The organism is Jannaschia marina, assembly GCF_013404595.1.
Taxonomy (GTDB): Bacteria; Pseudomonadota; Alphaproteobacteria; order Rhodobacterales; family Rhodobacteraceae; genus Jannaschia; species Jannaschia marina.
Genome location: NZ_JABVAX010000013.1, coordinates 1 through 14,927, shown reverse-complemented (window position 1 = coordinate 14,927; position 14,927 = coordinate 1). Strand labels below are relative to the sequence as shown.

General features: G+C 61.2%; 13 protein-coding genes and 2 pseudogenes. 3 read left to right on the top strand and 12 right to left on the bottom strand.

Annotated elements, in window-relative coordinates; all coding sequences use genetic code 11:
* Positions 1–9 precede the first annotated feature (9 nt).
* The 5 genes and pseudogenes from HSX43_RS16030 to HSX43_RS19960 all read right to left on the bottom strand — a co-directional run.
* Positions 10–1,281, bottom strand: a complete 1,272-nt coding sequence (locus HSX43_RS16030; protein WP_179381144.1) for an MGH1-like glycoside hydrolase domain-containing protein — start codon at positions 1,279–1,281, stop codon at positions 10–12.
* Between the two features lie 5 nt (positions 1,282–1,286).
* Positions 1,287–2,519 (bottom strand): carbohydrate ABC transporter permease, encoded by a 1,233-nt coding sequence (locus HSX43_RS16025; protein WP_179381143.1) that lies wholly within the window; start codon positions 2,517–2,519, stop codon positions 1,287–1,289.
* The gene (locus tag HSX43_RS19965) at positions 2,516–3,697 is read right to left on the bottom strand and encodes a carbohydrate ABC transporter permease (protein ID WP_328795444.1); all 1,182 of its coding nucleotides are present in this window, start codon (positions 3,695–3,697) and stop codon (positions 2,516–2,518) included. Before HSX43_RS19965 ends, HSX43_RS16025 begins: the two co-directional genes overlap by 4 nt.
* 149 nt (positions 3,698–3,846) lie before the next feature.
* Complete coding sequence (locus HSX43_RS16015; protein ID WP_328795443.1) at positions 3,847–4,857, bottom strand: ABC transporter substrate-binding protein; 1,011 nt, start codon at positions 4,855–4,857, stop codon at positions 3,847–3,849.
* Positions 4,770–5,015 (bottom strand): annotated as a pseudogene (locus HSX43_RS19960) (hypothetical protein); the annotation flags it as partial. The pseudogene HSX43_RS19960 and the gene HSX43_RS16015, both read right to left, overlap by 88 nt.
* On the opposite strand from HSX43_RS19960, the gene HSX43_RS19955 reads away from it, so the two are divergent.
* Positions 4,926–5,147: a hypothetical protein gene (locus HSX43_RS19955; protein ID WP_328795454.1), complete on the top strand. Its 222-nt coding sequence runs from the start codon at positions 4,926–4,928 to the stop codon at positions 5,145–5,147. The pseudogene HSX43_RS19960 and the gene HSX43_RS19955 overlap by 90 nt on opposite strands.
* Before the next feature lie 41 nt (positions 5,148–5,188).
* Here HSX43_RS19955 and HSX43_RS16010 read toward each other — a convergent pair.
* The 6 genes and pseudogenes from HSX43_RS16010 to HSX43_RS15975 form a co-directional block, all read right to left on the bottom strand.
* A pseudogene (locus HSX43_RS16010) lies at positions 5,189–6,257 on the bottom strand (LacI family DNA-binding transcriptional regulator).
* A 175-nt stretch (positions 6,258–6,432) separates the two neighbouring features.
* Positions 6,433–8,001, bottom strand: coding sequence for a polyamine aminopropyltransferase (locus HSX43_RS15995; protein WP_179381142.1), 1,569 nt, complete (start codon positions 7,999–8,001; stop codon positions 6,433–6,435).
* A 76-nt stretch (positions 8,002–8,077) separates the two neighbouring features.
* Positions 8,078–8,476: a hypothetical protein gene (locus HSX43_RS15990; protein ID WP_179381141.1), complete on the bottom strand. Its 399-nt coding sequence runs from the start codon at positions 8,474–8,476 to the stop codon at positions 8,078–8,080.
* A gap of 201 nt (positions 8,477–8,677) precedes the next feature.
* A complete protein-coding gene (locus tag HSX43_RS15985) occupies positions 8,678–9,892 on the bottom strand; it encodes a rhomboid family intramembrane serine protease (RefSeq protein WP_179381140.1) in 1,215 nt (404 codons plus the stop codon).
* A 95-nt stretch (positions 9,893–9,987) separates the two neighbouring features.
* The gene (speD, locus tag HSX43_RS15980; protein ID WP_208454641.1) at positions 9,988–10,329 is read right to left on the bottom strand and encodes an adenosylmethionine decarboxylase; all 342 of its coding nucleotides are present in this window, start codon (positions 10,327–10,329) and stop codon (positions 9,988–9,990) included.
* A gap of 359 nt (positions 10,330–10,688) precedes the next feature.
* Positions 10,689–11,399 (bottom strand): HIRAN domain-containing protein, encoded by a 711-nt coding sequence (locus tag HSX43_RS15975; protein WP_179381138.1) that lies wholly within the window; start codon positions 11,397–11,399, stop codon positions 10,689–10,691.
* 101 nt (positions 11,400–11,500) lie between these two features.
* On the opposite strand from HSX43_RS15975, the gene HSX43_RS15970 reads away from it, so the two are divergent.
* Complete coding sequence (locus tag HSX43_RS15970; RefSeq protein ID WP_208454640.1) at positions 11,501–11,821, top strand: type II toxin-antitoxin system HigB family toxin; 321 nt, start codon at positions 11,501–11,503, stop codon at positions 11,819–11,821.
* The gene (locus HSX43_RS15965; protein ID WP_179381136.1) at positions 11,809–13,032 is read left to right on the top strand and encodes a helix-turn-helix domain-containing protein; all 1,224 of its coding nucleotides are present in this window, start codon (positions 11,809–11,811) and stop codon (positions 13,030–13,032) included. The genes HSX43_RS15970 and HSX43_RS15965 overlap by 13 nt, the downstream gene beginning before the upstream one ends.
* Before the next feature lie 16 nt (positions 13,033–13,048).
* On the opposite strand, the gene HSX43_RS15960 is transcribed toward HSX43_RS15965, so the two are convergent.
* Positions 13,049–14,779, bottom strand: a complete 1,731-nt coding sequence (locus tag HSX43_RS15960) for a S8 family peptidase (protein ID WP_179381135.1) — start codon at positions 14,777–14,779, stop codon at positions 13,049–13,051.
* Between the last annotated feature and the right edge of the window lie 148 nt (positions 14,780–14,927).

The window sequence follows — 14,927 nt, the reverse complement described above, 5'->3', positions numbered from 1 at the left end:
CCGAGCCGCTCAGGCGGCTCCCTTCAGTTTCTTTTCGTGCTGCCAAGAGAGCCAGATCGCCGCCGTCCAAGAGAAGCGATTGCCGACGCAGCCTTCGCCCGTGAGCGGGTTGAAGCACTCCCAGAACCCGGATTTCTCTATGACCCGGCATAGGTCGTCCTGCACGCGCGCCGCCATACCTGCCTCTCCCTGCTCGGCAAGACCCTGTGCGGTCATGTAGTTCATCTGGGGCCAGAGCGGGCCGCACCAGTAGCGCTGCGCCTCGAAGTCGGGCGCATCGGGATCCCAGCTCGGCAGCATATGGTCCACCCGCGCGGCGATCCGCTTTATATGGGCGAGAGTGCGCGCGCGCTGTTCGACCGTGCCGGTGCCGGCGTAGAAGCAAAGCGCACTGCAATTGCTGAACCCCCGCGAGAAGCGGCCCGAGCGCATATCGCGTGCGGTGAAGGCCCCGATCTCTTCGTTCCAGAGGGTATCTGTGGCAGCCTCGCCCTTTGCGATCCAGCCGTCGATCTCATCGAGCGTCGCCTGTGGCAGACCAAGGGCGACGGCCATGGCCCGCAGATCCTTGTCGGCGCGCAGGAGCACGAAATGGATGTTCGGATCCGCCATCAGGAACGGACCCTCGTCGGTCAGTCGCCGCTGGTCCCAACCGACGCTCGCGCCGAACTGTACGATCGTGAGGTACTTGTCGTACTGCGTCTGACTTGGACGAAACTTAGGATCGACATGCTTGTTGTCCATCCGCGTATAGGGCTCGAGGTCCGGGGCGGCCGCCATTCCGTCAAGACCGATGTTCCATTCGGGACAATTGTCGCGTCCGGTTTCCCAAGGATGAACCGTGGTGGCGATGCCGGCGACAGTGCGCGCCGCGTGGAACCACCGATGCCAGGCCAGGATCGCGTCGAAGACCTCCGCCCGTCGCGCGCGTCCCTGTGCCCCTCCGGTGAGCTTGCGCACGATGGTCGCCAGCACGGGCGGCTGCGAAATCCCCGTCGAGGGGATCGGCCCGGGTGTGCTGCCCCAGCGTGAGGGGCCGGGGAAGTAGTCGGGATCGTTGCTGCGGAAGATGATGGACGGGATCATCCCGTCGGGCCATTGCCCTGCGAGGAGGGAGGTGATCTCGGCCCAGGCGCGGTCGGGGTCGTAGGTCGCGATCCCCAGCGCGACGAAGGCACTGTCCCAGTTCCACTGATAGGGATAGAGGCCCTCGGTCGGGATGGTGAACCCGCCGCGGTCGTTCCGGTTCAGGATCTCGATCGCTCTTTCGGTCAGGATCATGGGGGTCAGCCTTTCACGCTACCAGCCGTCAGGCCGGCCACGAGAAACCGTTCGAACCACAGAAACAGGGCCAGCACCGGGACCGTCGCGATCACCGCCCCGGCCATCAGGTGCTGGCGCGGTACTTCCGAGGAGTTCAACTCGGCGATCCCCCGCGACAGGGTGTAGAGATCGACGTTGTCGAGGAACATGAAGGCGAAGAGGAACTCGTTCCACGCGATCATGAAGACGTAGAGGGCGACCGAAGCGAGCGCCGGAAGCGCCAGCGGCAAAGTGATCTTGCGGATCACGTCGAACCGGCCGAGCCCGTCCATCAGACCGGCCTCCTCAAGCTCGGCGGGAATGCCGCGGAAGTAGCCCTGCAACATGTAGAGCGCTACCGGGATCGTCGTGGCCGGATAGACGAAGAGCAGACCCCAGAGCGTGTTACGCAGGCCCAGCTGCGAGAAGATCGCATAAAGCGGGATCACCAGCACGATCATCGGCACCATGTAGATCAGCAGGATAGAGCGGCTGAGGAACTTCTGCCCCGGAAAGCGCAGACGCGCGACAGCGTAGGCCCCGGGCACTGCGAAGAAGAGCGTAATCGCCACCGTCGCGATGGAAACGAGCGTCGAATTGAGCAGGTAGGTGCCGAAGCGATACTCGGAGAAGAGCTCGATGTAGGATCTCAGGAGCGTGCCGGCCCCCAGTCCGAAGTCGATCGAGAAATCGAGCGGATTCGAGAGCAGGAGTTGCTGATTCTTCAGGCTCATCATCACCATGACGAAAAACGGCAAGGCGACGGCGATGGTAAAGGCGACCAGCCCACCGCCCTTGAGGAACCGCAGGCAGAGAACCTCGACATTGTAGCGCTTCTCCCGACCCGGCCCGAGGTCGCGGGCGGTGATGTGGAGAGACTGCACCACCGCTGCGGCGAGGATCACGACGAAGAGGAGCTGACCGAAGGCGTATCGACCCAGCGGCTGGCCAAGCGGCTCCGCGCCGGACACGGCAGCGAGCACCAGCACGAAGGCGAGCCCCGACAGCATCCGCAGCGCCGGCGTGCGGCGCGCTGGCCTGTGCCATACGAGGAGAATCGCGGCGACGAGGCCCGCCAGCGCCCCCGACGTCACCTGCGGCTGGAACGCGATCCCCGACACAAAGAGCGCGAGCAGCGTCACGATGATCGTCCAGATCGCCCCCCAGAGCGCGCCGAAGCCGAGACAGAGAAAGAAGATATTGCCGGGACGGGTCATGCTTCGTCCTCCGGCGAGAACTTGAAGAAGATGACCGAAAAGCAGAGGAGCACGAGAAACACCACGACCGCGACGGCCGCACCCGCACCGAGGTTCGAGACGGCGAAGGCCTGTTCGTAGACGTTCACCGTCAGCGTCCGCGTGCCCGCGGCACCGCCGGTCAGCAGAAAGATGTCGTCGAACTTGTTGAAGGTCCAGATGAAGCGCAGCAGGAAGAGCACGGCCATAATCCCCATCAGCTGCGGCAGGGAGATGAAGCGAAACTGCTGCAGTGGCGTCGCGCCGTCGATCTCGGCCGCCTCGTATATGTCGGTCGACATCGACTGCATCCGCGCCAGGATGAAGAGCATCGCCAGAGGGAAATAACGCCAGATCTCGAAGATGATGACCACGGTCAGGGCGACGGGAAACTCGAAGGTCAGCCCGAAAAACCGGATATCGACGGCCCGCTGTCCAAGGAAGTTGATCGGGCCATCCGTCACGCCGAGCTGCACGAGCAGGGCGTTCAGCGTGCCGCCCGGCCCCGGATCGAGGAGAAGCACCCAGGCCAGCGCCACCGCGATGACCGGGGCCACATAGGGCGACAGGAACAGCCCGCGCAGGACGCTGCGTCCGGGGAATGCCATGTTCATGAGCTGCGCCGCGAAGAGACCCATGACCAGCGCGCCGACAGTGCCCGCGACGGTATAGTACATGGAGGCCCAGAGGACGGTCCAGAAATCCGAGGCGTTGAAGACGCGGCGGAAGTTCTCGAGCGTGAAATCGTCGTTCGTCAGGATATTTTCCGGCACATAGTCGAAAACCGGATCGGTGTCCTTCACGTCCTCGGGCGCGTCGAGAAAGGCCGACGTGGCCGCGACCCCGACGAGGACGTCCTCGCGCTGTCCGGGCGCGTAGTCGCCGAGGTCGCATCGGATCGTACGGTCCGCGAGCGTGCATCGCGCGTCGACCGACACGATCTCCAGATCACGCGGCAGGACATCGGCCATCACAACGTCGTCAATACCACTCTTGCGTGAGGAATTGCGAAGACGGTAGCGGATCTCGGCCTCGTCGCCGACGACTTCCAGGTCGCCCATCAGACGCTCGTTCGCAAGGATCGACGGCGCGCGCAGATCGCCCAGTGTCACGGGTTTGAAACTGATCCAGACATTGGCGAAGAGCGGGAAGAGGACCACCGACAGGACGATCAGAAATGTCGGCAGCAGAAGCGCATCTCGCGCCTGGCCAGGGGGCCGAGACCTTTCGGGGGTGTATTCTGCGTCATGGCTTTGGTCCGCTCGGGGGATATGCGGCGCGGGGGATATCCGTGCCGCATCGGCTTCGATCAGAGGCCGAGTGCCTTATGTTCGGCCACGATCTTGTCGGCGGCCTCCTCCACCGTCAGCTCGCCATCGGTCATCTCTCGGATGACGCGGGACATGATCTGGCTGTTCACGATCGTCGATGCGTTCACGAGCTGGCCGTCGGCCACACCCCAGCGATCGCCCACCGAGAGGCCCGCGACGATGTCGTCGATGACCTGCTGCGGGTAGATGTCGGAGAGCGGGGCCTTGCGGTCCACACCCACGTCGAGCGCCGCCCAGACCGCCTCGTAGGACGTGTCGCCGGCCTCGGTGCCGCGCCGGACAGGGAATTTGCCTTCGGGGGCCTGGCTCAACCAGTCGCCATAACCCTCGGAAACCACGAACTTGACCCATTCCTGGGCGACCGAGGTGTTCGCATCGGCGGTGATGCCGAGATAACGGACGTCGGCATAGGCTGCTCCGTCGGAATTTCCGGGGCCCGAGATCACGGTCGAGAAACCGGTCGCCTGCGCCAGTTCCTTCGTCGTCGGATCGTCCGAGATCGTTACCGGCGCGCTGTCGCGGAGGCCGCCGAGCTCATCGAGGATCGAGGGGGACCAGATCACCATCGCGGCCTTGCCATCGAGGTAAAGCTCGCGCGATTGCGACCAGTAGAGATCGCCCTCGGGCGAATTCTCGACCATCGCCTTGTAGAGCTCGAGCAACTGCACGAGGTTGGTCGTGTCCTCGTTGATCGACCCGTCCGCGTTGATCGGAGAATAGCCTGTCGCCAGCGACAGATGCTCAATCAGTTGCATCATGTATCCTTCATCGATCTTTGTCGCGGCGACGAAACCGTACATCTCCGGCGGGTTGTGCAGCTTCTCCATCGCGACCTTCATCGCATCGAAGGACGTCGGTGCCTCCAGGTTCATCTCCTCGAAGAGGTCGGCACGATAGACGATTAGCTGGGTCCAGCCGTCGCTCGGCACCGAAACGATCTCCCCGTCGGACATCGCCATCCGCACGGGGTCTTCCGCGAAACTCTCCACGCCGAGATCCTCGACGACTTCGGTCGCGGCGGCGTGTCGAGCAGACCCGCCTCGGCATAGGGAAGCAGATGCTGGACGGTATGGTTGAGCACATCGGGCAGATCGCCGGTGGCAAAAGCCGCGGTGGCGCGAGTCTGGATGTCCGACTCCTCGACTGGGATCACCTCGACCGTGTGGCCCGTCGCGGCCTCGAAGGCGGCGGCCATCTCTTCCTGCACGGCGATCCGTTCAGGCTGTACCTCCATCGTCCAGAAGCGGATCGTATCGGCACAGGCAGCGCCGCCCAGTAGCATCGAGGCCAGAAAGCCAGCGACGAGTGTTCTTGTCCGTTTCATTGTGTTTCCTCCCTTGATGAAACGTCTGTCGGACCCGCCTTCCTCCGCGCGGGTCCATCCGTCTTCCGGCGCACGAGATGTGCGCGCTGCAATTCCTGAAATCCGGTAGGATCGGCTCCGTCGATGATCGACAGGAGCATGTCGCCGAGACGCCGTCCCGCATGCGACTGGGGCTGTGCCATCGTGGTGAGCGGCGGATTGGCATGCTTGCCGAAGTGAAGGCCGTCGTAGCCGATCACGGACACGTCCTCCCCCGGCACGAGGCCGCGCGCATGGAGAGCCTCGAGCGCGCCGAGCGCCATCATGTCGGTCACGCAGACGAGAGCCGTCGGCGGATCCGTCAGATCCATCAGAATGCCGGCCGCCGCTGCCCCCCCCGTCGGTGAACTCCGCGATCTGCACAAGATCCGGATCGCTCGCAAGTCCGTTGTGGCCCAGCGCTCGCTGGAATCCGTCCAGCCGCTCCTGCGCGAAATGGAACTGGAGCGGGGCCCCGATGAAGCCGATCCGTCGGTGCCCCAACCGCGCGACATGGTTGACCGCCGTGACGAAGGCATCCTCGCCGTCAACGTCGTACCAGGCGTAGTCCGTGCTCTCGGCGGTCCGGCCGTGCACGACAAAGGGGCACTTGAGCTGCTGCATCAGCTTGACGCGCGGGTCGTTCTTGAGCGGCCGCGAAATCACGAGCCCGGCGATCCGACCCGAGCGCACGAGCCGCTCGATATTGGACAGATCCCCGACCGAGGCATCCGCCTGGCACACGAGCAGATCCCAGTTTCTTTCGTTCAGGGCTTCTCCGAGTCCGGCCAGAAGCTGGGCGACGAAAGGCTGCGCGTTCGCGCTCGCCTGGCGCGGCATCAAATAGCAGACGGTTTCAGGGGTGCCGATCGACAGACGGCGGGCGTTCTGATTGGCGCGATAGCCCAGCTGGTCCGCGGCGCGCTTGACCCGCTCGCGCGTGGCCGGGCTGATGTCGGGATAGTTGTTGAGCGCTCGACTGACCGTGCTGACCGTCAGACCGAGATAGCGCGCCAGAGCCTTCAGATTGACCGATTTCTCGCCCACCGAATCGTCCTCCCTTCCAAAACGGTATTGGAGAAAATTTCGAAACTTTCACATGTTCAGAATGACATCGAAACCTGTCGGCCCTTCTCGGAATCTCTGGAGATCACGGGCGCGGCCCCGCGCAAGCGCCGGATACAAGACCCACCCCGCGCCGGGCTAATCCCGCATCGATCCGTCAGAGTCGTTTGCGATCTTCCGCGTAACGTCGATAAATCGTCGGATTGAAGATCGAATTCACCTCCAGCGTCTTCGTCGGCATGAGGTCGGACGAAAACGTCCGCGCCGCCTCAAAGGCGTCGGGTGTCAGGGCGCGGAGACTGTCAGGCAGGGCCCCGAGCGTCCCGTCGGGCACCTTCGACGCCATGTGGAAGCCCCAGATCCCGAAGGACGGCACCGACGTCTGGTAGCTCACGATCTCCGGGAAGACCTCTTCCAGCGTACGCGCCACGGTCCAGTAGGTGTTGCGCGTCGCGAAGGGGGAGGAACTCTGGGTTACCAGCGTTCCGTCGTCGGCAAGGATCGCGTGGACGAGCGCGTAGAACTCCACCGAGTAGAGCTTCGACAGCGCCTCGTTGTGCGGATCCGGAAAGTCGATGATGATCCGGTCATAGATCCGATCGGTCTCGCGCACGTAGCGGAAGGCGTCGAGGTTGTGAACGTGGACCTTGTCAGAGGCGAGGCTGTCGCCGTTGAGCTGCCGGACGGGCGGGAATTCCGCGCCGAGCCGTGTCATCTCGGGGTCGAGATCGACGAGGTCGATACGCTGCACCGACGGATGGCGCAGCACCTCCCGAACCGCGAGGCCGTCCCCCCCACCGAGGATGAGCACGCTCTTGGGTGCTCCGGGCGTCCACGAAAGAACCGGATGGACCAGAGCCTCGTGGTAGCGGTACTCGTCGACCTCGGCGAACTGGAGGTGCCCGTCGATGAAGAGGCGGACGTCGTCGGTCCGCCAGGTGTTGGTGACGACGAGCGACTGATAGGGGGATTGCGCCTTCCAGACGACCTGATCGAAGTAAAGATGATCCTGCGCATAGGCCGTGATCCGCGAGGCCACGAGCGTCAGCCCGAAGAGCACCACGATCGTAAGCCCGACATAGGCGAGCATCCGGCGCGGACGATCGAGGTAGTCGCGCAGCCAGAAAACATTGAGAAGCGCGACGAGCGCGTTGGTCAGCCCGACCGCGAAGGACGCCGTAATCAGGCCGAGCGACGGCAGCAGCAACAGCGGAAAGGCGACCGATCCGATCAGCGCGCCGATGTAATCGAGCGACAGCACGTCGGCGAGCGACTCCCGCATGTTCGAGCGCTGTGAGAGCACCCTCGTCAGGAGCGGAATTTCGAGTCCGACGAGGAAGCCGATGGTCGAGATGAAAAGAAACATCCCCGTCTGGTAGAACCAGGGCGCGAAGGGGAAGAGCATGAAGAGCGAAATGCTGCAAAGCCCCCCGATCACGGCAAGGACGAGCTCCACCCGGATGAAGATCTGGATCAGGTTGCCGTGGAGGAACCGCGACACGTAGGAACCGATCCCCATGGCGAACATGAAGAACCCGATCGTCAGCGAGAACTGGTGAACGGAGTCGCCGATCAAATAGCTCGACACCGTCCCGATAATGAGTTCGTAGACGATCCCGCAGAGCGCAACGACGAGAATGGACCCGAGGAGGATCGCCGCCTGTCGCTGTGGCAGGTCGGAATAATCGTCGGTTCCGGGGTTGGACGGGGTCAGAACCTCGGTCATCGCGGGTCTCCGCTGGTGGATTTGACGCAAAGAAGCCCGGCCGGCGGTGCGACCGGGCCCCACGTGTCGATAGAGCTTACTTGCCGGTGCGCGGGCCGCCCGAGCGGGCCGAGGACGGGGCCTGATAGCTGGCGCGCGACGTGACATTGCGGTTTGAGAAACTCGACTTGGTCACACCGGCCGCGCGCTGGCGATTGAGAAGGTTGCCGAGCAGAACGCCGGCAAGGAAGCCCGTCCCGGAGAAGCGCAGGCCCGAGGCGTTGCCGGCCACGTCGGTCGCGATCAGACGGTTGTTCTCCTCGTCGATCTCGACGGTGAAAACCTTGCCCTCGTCCGCATCTTGCACGCCGTTGGAATTGGCGTCGGCGAAGCCCAGGAAGGTGGCATCCTGCTGCACCTCGAGGCCGAGCGGCCGGTCATAGAAGCGCGGATCGGCGTTCAGAACCTGGGTGTAATAGGCCGTAAACTGGTCCATCTGCTCCTGCCCGACCTCGGCGATACCTTTCTCCGTCAGATAGCCCTCATAGTTCGACAGCGCGAATTCGGTACGATCCAGAACCTGGCCCAGATCGGCCGTCTGCTCCCCCTCGGAGGCGAAGAAGACAGAATAGACTATGAAACCACCGACAGCCAGGAAAACAATCTATTTGAGTTGTTGAAACACGCAGAAGTTCCTCTAATTTTTCGTAGCCGCCCTATCGGCTTCCAAAGAGCATGACCACCAGTCCTGATGCAGACCTCGGGCGAAATAATCGGACAAACGGCCGCACTTCCCGAAGGCATGTGACTCAAATGCCGCTGCATTCGCCTCTGAGATGTCGCTTGGCAACACGAGCACCGCCATCCGCGCACCGTCGCGCCGCACCTTCTCCAGCTGGTCGTCGAGCCCGGCGATGCCGGCCGGCCGCCCCTCCCAGATGAGGCCCGCGGTGCCGTCGGTTTCGGGTTCCCGCGCAGCCCCGGTGATGGCCAGGCCGATCTCGGGATGCTCCCCGGGTTCCGGCTTATGCTCGAATTCGGGATTCTCGAGGCCGTAGACGATCCTGGCCTCGCCCGGGGCGTGGTAGTCCGGCACGGTCAACTCGATCTCGGCCCCGAACTCCTCGTACATACGGTGTGCGGCTGCATAGATCGGCACACCGTCCTCGGCATAGTCGCTCGTCGCGATAAACAGCTTTCGGATGCCAAGAGCCTTGAGCTTTCCAAGGAGCGCGTTGAGCATCCACCCCCCGAGGCCCGCCCCCGTCTCCGCCTCGGTCAGATAGGTCCAGGAGAGCCAGGCCACATCCGGCACCTGTTCGTCGAGTGCGTAGCCGGTCACCCCGATGACCTCGCCGCCACGCATCAGCACGAACATCCCCTCGAGGTCGCCGGCGAGAAACCCCTGCTCCGCCTCGAGCGCGTCGTCCTCGTCGGTCTCCTCGATGATCGCGGCGACCCGTCCCGCATGGGTGAGCTTCATTGGCTTCAGCACCGGTCCCTTCGAGCCGAACAGCGATCCGAACATGACGTTACTTCCTCCGATCAGTGCACCGACGGCATGGGTGACGACCGAGACCCTGTCAAACAGGAACAGCGCCTCCAGGAACAGCACGGCCATGATCCCCGCGATCAGCCAGAGCCGGGCGCGCGACCCCGCCGCGGCGAGCAGCCCGTGGCAGACGAGACCATAGGCGATCCCCGAGGCCCCGACGAAGGCCGGACCGGTCACGGCGTATTGCGCAAGCGTCCCCGCTCCGGCGCAAAGCGCCGCGAGCCCAAGCATCCGAAGGGAACCGATCGCGCGCTCCGTCTGCGCGCCGCCGACCGCGATCATGACAAGATTGAAAAGCAGATGCCCCGACCCGCCGTGCCGCAGCACGCCGAGTATCGCGTCACCGAGATCGGCCAACGCGGCCGGATTGCGGACAGGCCCGAGCGCCGCATGGCCCACCGCCAGCAGACCACAAAGGATCAGCGTGCCCCATGGCGTATCGCTGAAACAGGTCAGACGGAAACCGAGATCGCGTTCGGCACCCCCCGTACAAGCTGCGCGATCTCTTCACGCTCGGGGCGAAAGTAGCCGCGCAGATGTTCCACGGCGATCGTCGGATCGCAGTCACCGCACATGAAGATGTCGATAGCGGCGTAGCCGGTCTCGGGCCACGTGTGGATCGAGATATGCGACTCCGCCAGCACGGCCACACCGGTAAAGCCCGCGCGCTGCCCGAAATCGTGGAAGATGACGTCGAGCACGGTCGTTCCGGCCGCCTCGGCCGCATCGCGGAAGACCGGCTCTGCCGCTTCCCTGTCATAGAGGTTCGTCGCGCCATGGAAATCGACGAGCAAATGTCGCCCTTGCGGGGTCACAATCGGAGAAATCGGAAGTTGTTTCATCTTGGAAATTGCCTGGGTGTTTGACCGTGACGCTAGACACGGGGCTCGACGGCTTTCAACCGCGCGAGGACGTGGAACGACCAACTGTGACCTCCCTGCCCGGACACGTGCGCCGCCTCGCCGTGCGCCCGACCGGTATGACAGCAACCTTCACCGGACCGCATGAAATCCATGGTTTTAAGTTGGATCTTGTGGTGCCCGGGGGCGGGATTTAACTGACTATACTTCTCAATGACTTAGGGAAAAGTGGGACAGCGAGGGACAGCATTTCTGGGCCTCAAGTGTCCCACTCCTGACCCGATGAATTGCGGTCAAGCCGCAGCAGCGCGGCTATTCGTTTCGATGTCTGCACGGACAAAGAGGCTAGGATAGTGAAGGCGACCGTTCACGCGAAAGACAGTCGCATTTACGATCCCATTCTGCAACCAGGAACAAACGGTCTTTGCTTGTAACTGGTTGATGTAACCCACCGCCTCCCAATCCTCTCGCGAAAGCCGGACAGCGTTTGGGCTCACTTCATTGGTCGGTTCATTTTCGAACAATATGGTCTCGCCAATCACGAGTTCATTGAAATCAAGGAAGCTGCGGGTCCGCGATACATCGAAGACATATGAGAACGCACCCTCGAACCCATCGAACGTTTCACAGATAGAAAAGCCATCGCTTGATAGCTTTGCACCCGTGTATGCCAAGAGAGTTAGGTCTGGATAGGATTGATCTGTTGGCAGACCGAAACGGCGAAGCAGTTCGGGAAAGTCGCTCCGACCGATTGGTGGAAGGCGGCGGATCAAAACCTTCGATGCAAGGAAATCAAGCTCCGTCGAGTGAAGTGGAAGCCCGACATAGCCTTCGAAGCCTGCGGCAATGGCGGGGGCCAGCAGGTCCTCCCGCAGATAGTGAAAGCCCAGGCGATGTGGTCTCTGCTCTAGTTCTCCGACCACATACTGATGTTCGCCGTCACCCGTGTGCGGGTTTCGCCAGACAAGGTGCGCACGACGTGTATGGACGGGATCATTGATCATCGGCGTTGTCATACCTGCTTGCTAAGTATGACGACAAGCGATAGAAGCCCAGTGTTACCATTTTGGTAATCCGAAAAAATTACCATATGAGTAACCTAGCGATGAAAGTCATATCGATAGAAAGGATCGAGAGTTTCGTCATCACGAACAAGCGAGGGAAGGAAGCCGCTGGTGCACTTCGAGCATGGTATCGAGAGGCAAGAGCGGCCGACTGGAAGAACCCTGGCGACTTAAAGAGGAGTTATCCCAAAGCCCGCCCAATAGGAAAAGGAAACGGGGTTACGATCTTCAACATCAAGGGGAACCATTTCAGACTTGTAGTCCGCATTAACTATCAAGCTGGAGTCATCAAGATCGAGTTCATCGGAACGCACAAGGAATACGATGATATCGACGTAGGATCAGTCACATGGAAAAGCTAAACATCAGACCCATCAAAACCGAAACTGACCATGCATGGGCCATGGAGCAGATTGATGCGCTGATGTTGAAGGATACACTCGACGAGGACGAGACCCGCCTTCTGGAGGTTTTTGCAATCCTGGTTGAAAAATACGAGCGTGAGCACTTCCCCGTCGCCTTACCCACGCCCGTTGAAGCCATAGAGTTCCGCATGGACCAACTGGGCGTCAATCGCACCCAGCTTGCCGAACTCATCGACTTCCCGAAGTCACGTATATCGGAGGTCCTGAATGGAAAGCGGAACCCATCCCTGGATATGATGCGGGCCCTTCACAAGCATCTCGACATTCCGGCGGATGTGCTTCTGGGGAAGGTCGAAGCCAAGCTTCCTGAGCCATGCCCCGATGTGAGTTGGAAGTCTTTTCCGATGGCAGAGATGTTCAAACTGGGCTGGCTGGGCCGTATAAAACCGAAGGCGGAGGACTTCGAAGTTTGTATTCGCAAACTGATGTCCGCTGCACGGGTTGATACTCCGCACTTTGCTGGTGTGCGCTTTCGCGGTGCAGAGAACAAAGAGCCTAACCCCTATTCTGTCAACGCCTGGCTGATGAAGGCTATGGGTGAGGCGATTAATGCTGAAGTTGATCAAGATTTCGACGCCGACGCGGTTGGGCACGGCTTTCGCAGAGAAGTAGCAAAGCTCAGCCTGTATTCAGACGGACCGAAACGGGCGTTTGCACGACTGGGCGATGTCGGCGTCACAGCAGTCTATGTTCCGTGCTTGAAGAAGACTTACATTGACGGTGCATGTTTCAGCCTTCCAAGTGGCAAACCCGCAATCGCTGTGAGTCTCCGACACGACAGGTTGGATAACTTCTGGTTCACGCTGCTGCATGAATGCGTTCACGTGGAGCGGCACCTGGCCGACGAACGGATCATCCTGGATGAGACCGAAGGTGCAACAGGCGCGTTCGGCAATGATCCCAAAATGGAACAGGAGGCGAATACCCTGGCACAAAGCGCGTTGGTCCCTGACGATATTCGCGATGAACTGGCCCGTATCGCTGGAAACATTTCGGCAGCCAAGGTCCGGCAATACGCTGAACGGGCGGATGTCCATCGTGCAGTGATCGCAGGTCAGGTGCGCATGATGACAGGACGCTATACCCACTTCTCCAGTCTAGTCGGACATGGAGAAGTGGCTAAGGCCCTAGGATGTGCTCGGCCTTAGCTAACAGGCATCGGCATCAGACCTGGACGGCTGCGGCGACGGGAACCTTGGCTTGCACCTCTGCATAGAGGTGAACGTCGGCCTCATCGGCATCGATCTCAACCACCAATGAGAACCGCGCCACGCACCGCTCAGGGTTTACGTTGCGGTTCTCTTTCCACCAGCCTCCAACAGGATAGACAGCAATCACACCTCGCTGGGCCAAGTCACTTGCCGCAATGGTCAACGTATCAATGTGCATCGACCCGACGCTGCGGCGATTGTAGCCGAAATCCCATTCCCCGCTGTCTGGCCCATTGTCGTCCTGGAGATCATCAACAGCGGTTCGACCAACGCGACGGGTGAATGCTTCGACATCCTCATCTGCGCCCTTCAAGGAGAAGCGGAGCCCGTGAGAGGCATATCTGTTCTTTCGGCCACGGGCGACTTCTGACGGGTTCGGTTCGATGAACGTGCTGAGCGCGATGCGAAGGGTCACGCTTTGACCGACCATCCCACGCAACACGTCGGTCGGCCATGGCAACTCAAACAAACGCATTTCGTTGAGCTTCCGTCCTGAGCCCTTGTTTTCATAGGGACGTATGCGGTCCTCAGCGATCAGTGTGACCGCGCTCCTTGCACTCCTAAGGGCCCGCTCAAGGTTTGGTTGGCCATATCCGTATCGACTGAACATGACATCGTAGGCACCTTTCTTCTTCCGGTCTGCCGGATCGATGTAAGACCACATCTGATTGGTCCACCTTGCCGATCCGACATAGAGGGCACGGATCGTTTCCGGCCAAAGGTTGGGATATGAGGAGCGCAGAGTTGCGATCTCACGGGCTGCCAGAGCAGTCGCGGCACTTGTGTCGGCAATGTGAGTAAATGAACGGGCTGGGTAGTTCCGGCTTGTAGTTACCAGCATCAAGTCAGAGTGCTGGTTCGGCGTGGTGGAATACCCGTCGTTGAACCAGTTGCCGCCTTCCAGCACGATGTCCGGCTTGATTGGCCAGGTCTTGGTCCAACTCGCTGTGCGCGACATCGGGGCCAGGTCGCCTTGCGCAGCGAGTGTGGAGCCATGGGTGGGCCCGCCAACACCATTCATTTCTGTCATCGCACCGACGGCAATGGTGTTCCAAGCTTGGGCAGGAGACTCGATTTCGGCCTCGTCATCATCATCGCACTTCGAAAGGTAATCGTTGGTCCCGTCGTGCTGAGGCGAGAGATTCCCCGCAGACACAACAATCAGCCTTTGCTGTTTGACGATACCCGAACGACCAACAGAAAGCTGGTCAAGTTCCGTTGACCACGACGTGGGAGCACCACTATGGGGTGTGTCGTCATCTGTTGTCGTTGCCAACGCGAACGTCCTGAGCCGATCCGGTTCAACTTCAACAGCATTGATGGCTTTCTGAGTTCGGTCACCCAGAAGGTGGTGCGGGTTTTGTCCCGCATCTGGGATCACTTTCGCAGACTCCAGGCGATGTGGCACATGGATGGCCGAGGTGCTTTGCAAATGCGATCTCAGATCGCCATAGAGCGCCACCCCCGCCATCCTGGAGCCGTGTCCATCAAGGTCTTCCAGGTCCCAGCCTGGAACCGCAGCATGTCGGTCGGCGGCATCCAGTGCTTGCTGAAGAAGGGGGTGGGCCAAAGTGATGCCTGTGTCCAAAAGTGTGATATATGACGCTGCTTGCTGATCGACTGGACCATACTGGGTGCGCCCGAGGACATCCTGAACCCATTCAGCCTGCTCTTCTGCTTCCAACCCCTCGACGAAATCGATTGGGACTCCTGGAGGTGCTCCCCGATCCTTGGACAGGATCTGGCGTTTTCTAAGCTACTCTCTGGGCCTCCTGGTCGGGTTGCATGATCGTCGTGCCGGCGCGGTAGACCACGTCCGGTGGTTGTCCGTC

Bases quoted from the DNA above. Each gene is read 5' to 3' on its own strand.
- HSX43_RS16030 (WP_179381144.1), bottom strand. From the start codon at position 1,281: ATGATCCTGACCGAAAGAGCGATCGAGATCCTGAACCGGAACGACCGC.
- HSX43_RS16025 (WP_179381143.1), bottom strand. From the start codon at position 2,519: ATGACCCGTCCCGGCAATATCTTCTTTCTCTGTCTCGGCTTCGGCGCG.
- HSX43_RS19955 (WP_328795454.1), top strand. From the start codon at position 4,926: ATGCTGGACGGTATGGTTGAGCACATCGGGCAGATCGCCGGTGGCAAA.
- HSX43_RS15995 (WP_179381142.1), bottom strand. From the start codon at position 8,001: ATGACCGAGGTTCTGACCCCGTCCAACCCCGGAACCGACGATTATTCC.
- HSX43_RS15990 (WP_179381141.1), bottom strand. From the start codon at position 8,476: ATGGACCAGTTTACGGCCTATTACACCCAGGTTCTGAACGCCGATCCG.
- HSX43_RS15975 (WP_179381138.1), bottom strand. From the start codon at position 11,399: ATGATCAATGATCCCGTCCATACACGTCGTGCGCACCTTGTCTGGCGA.
- HSX43_RS15970 (WP_208454640.1), top strand. From the start codon at position 11,501: ATGAAAGTCATATCGATAGAAAGGATCGAGAGTTTCGTCATCACGAAC.
- HSX43_RS15965 (WP_179381136.1), top strand. From the start codon at position 11,809: ATGGAAAAGCTAAACATCAGACCCATCAAAACCGAAACTGACCATGCA.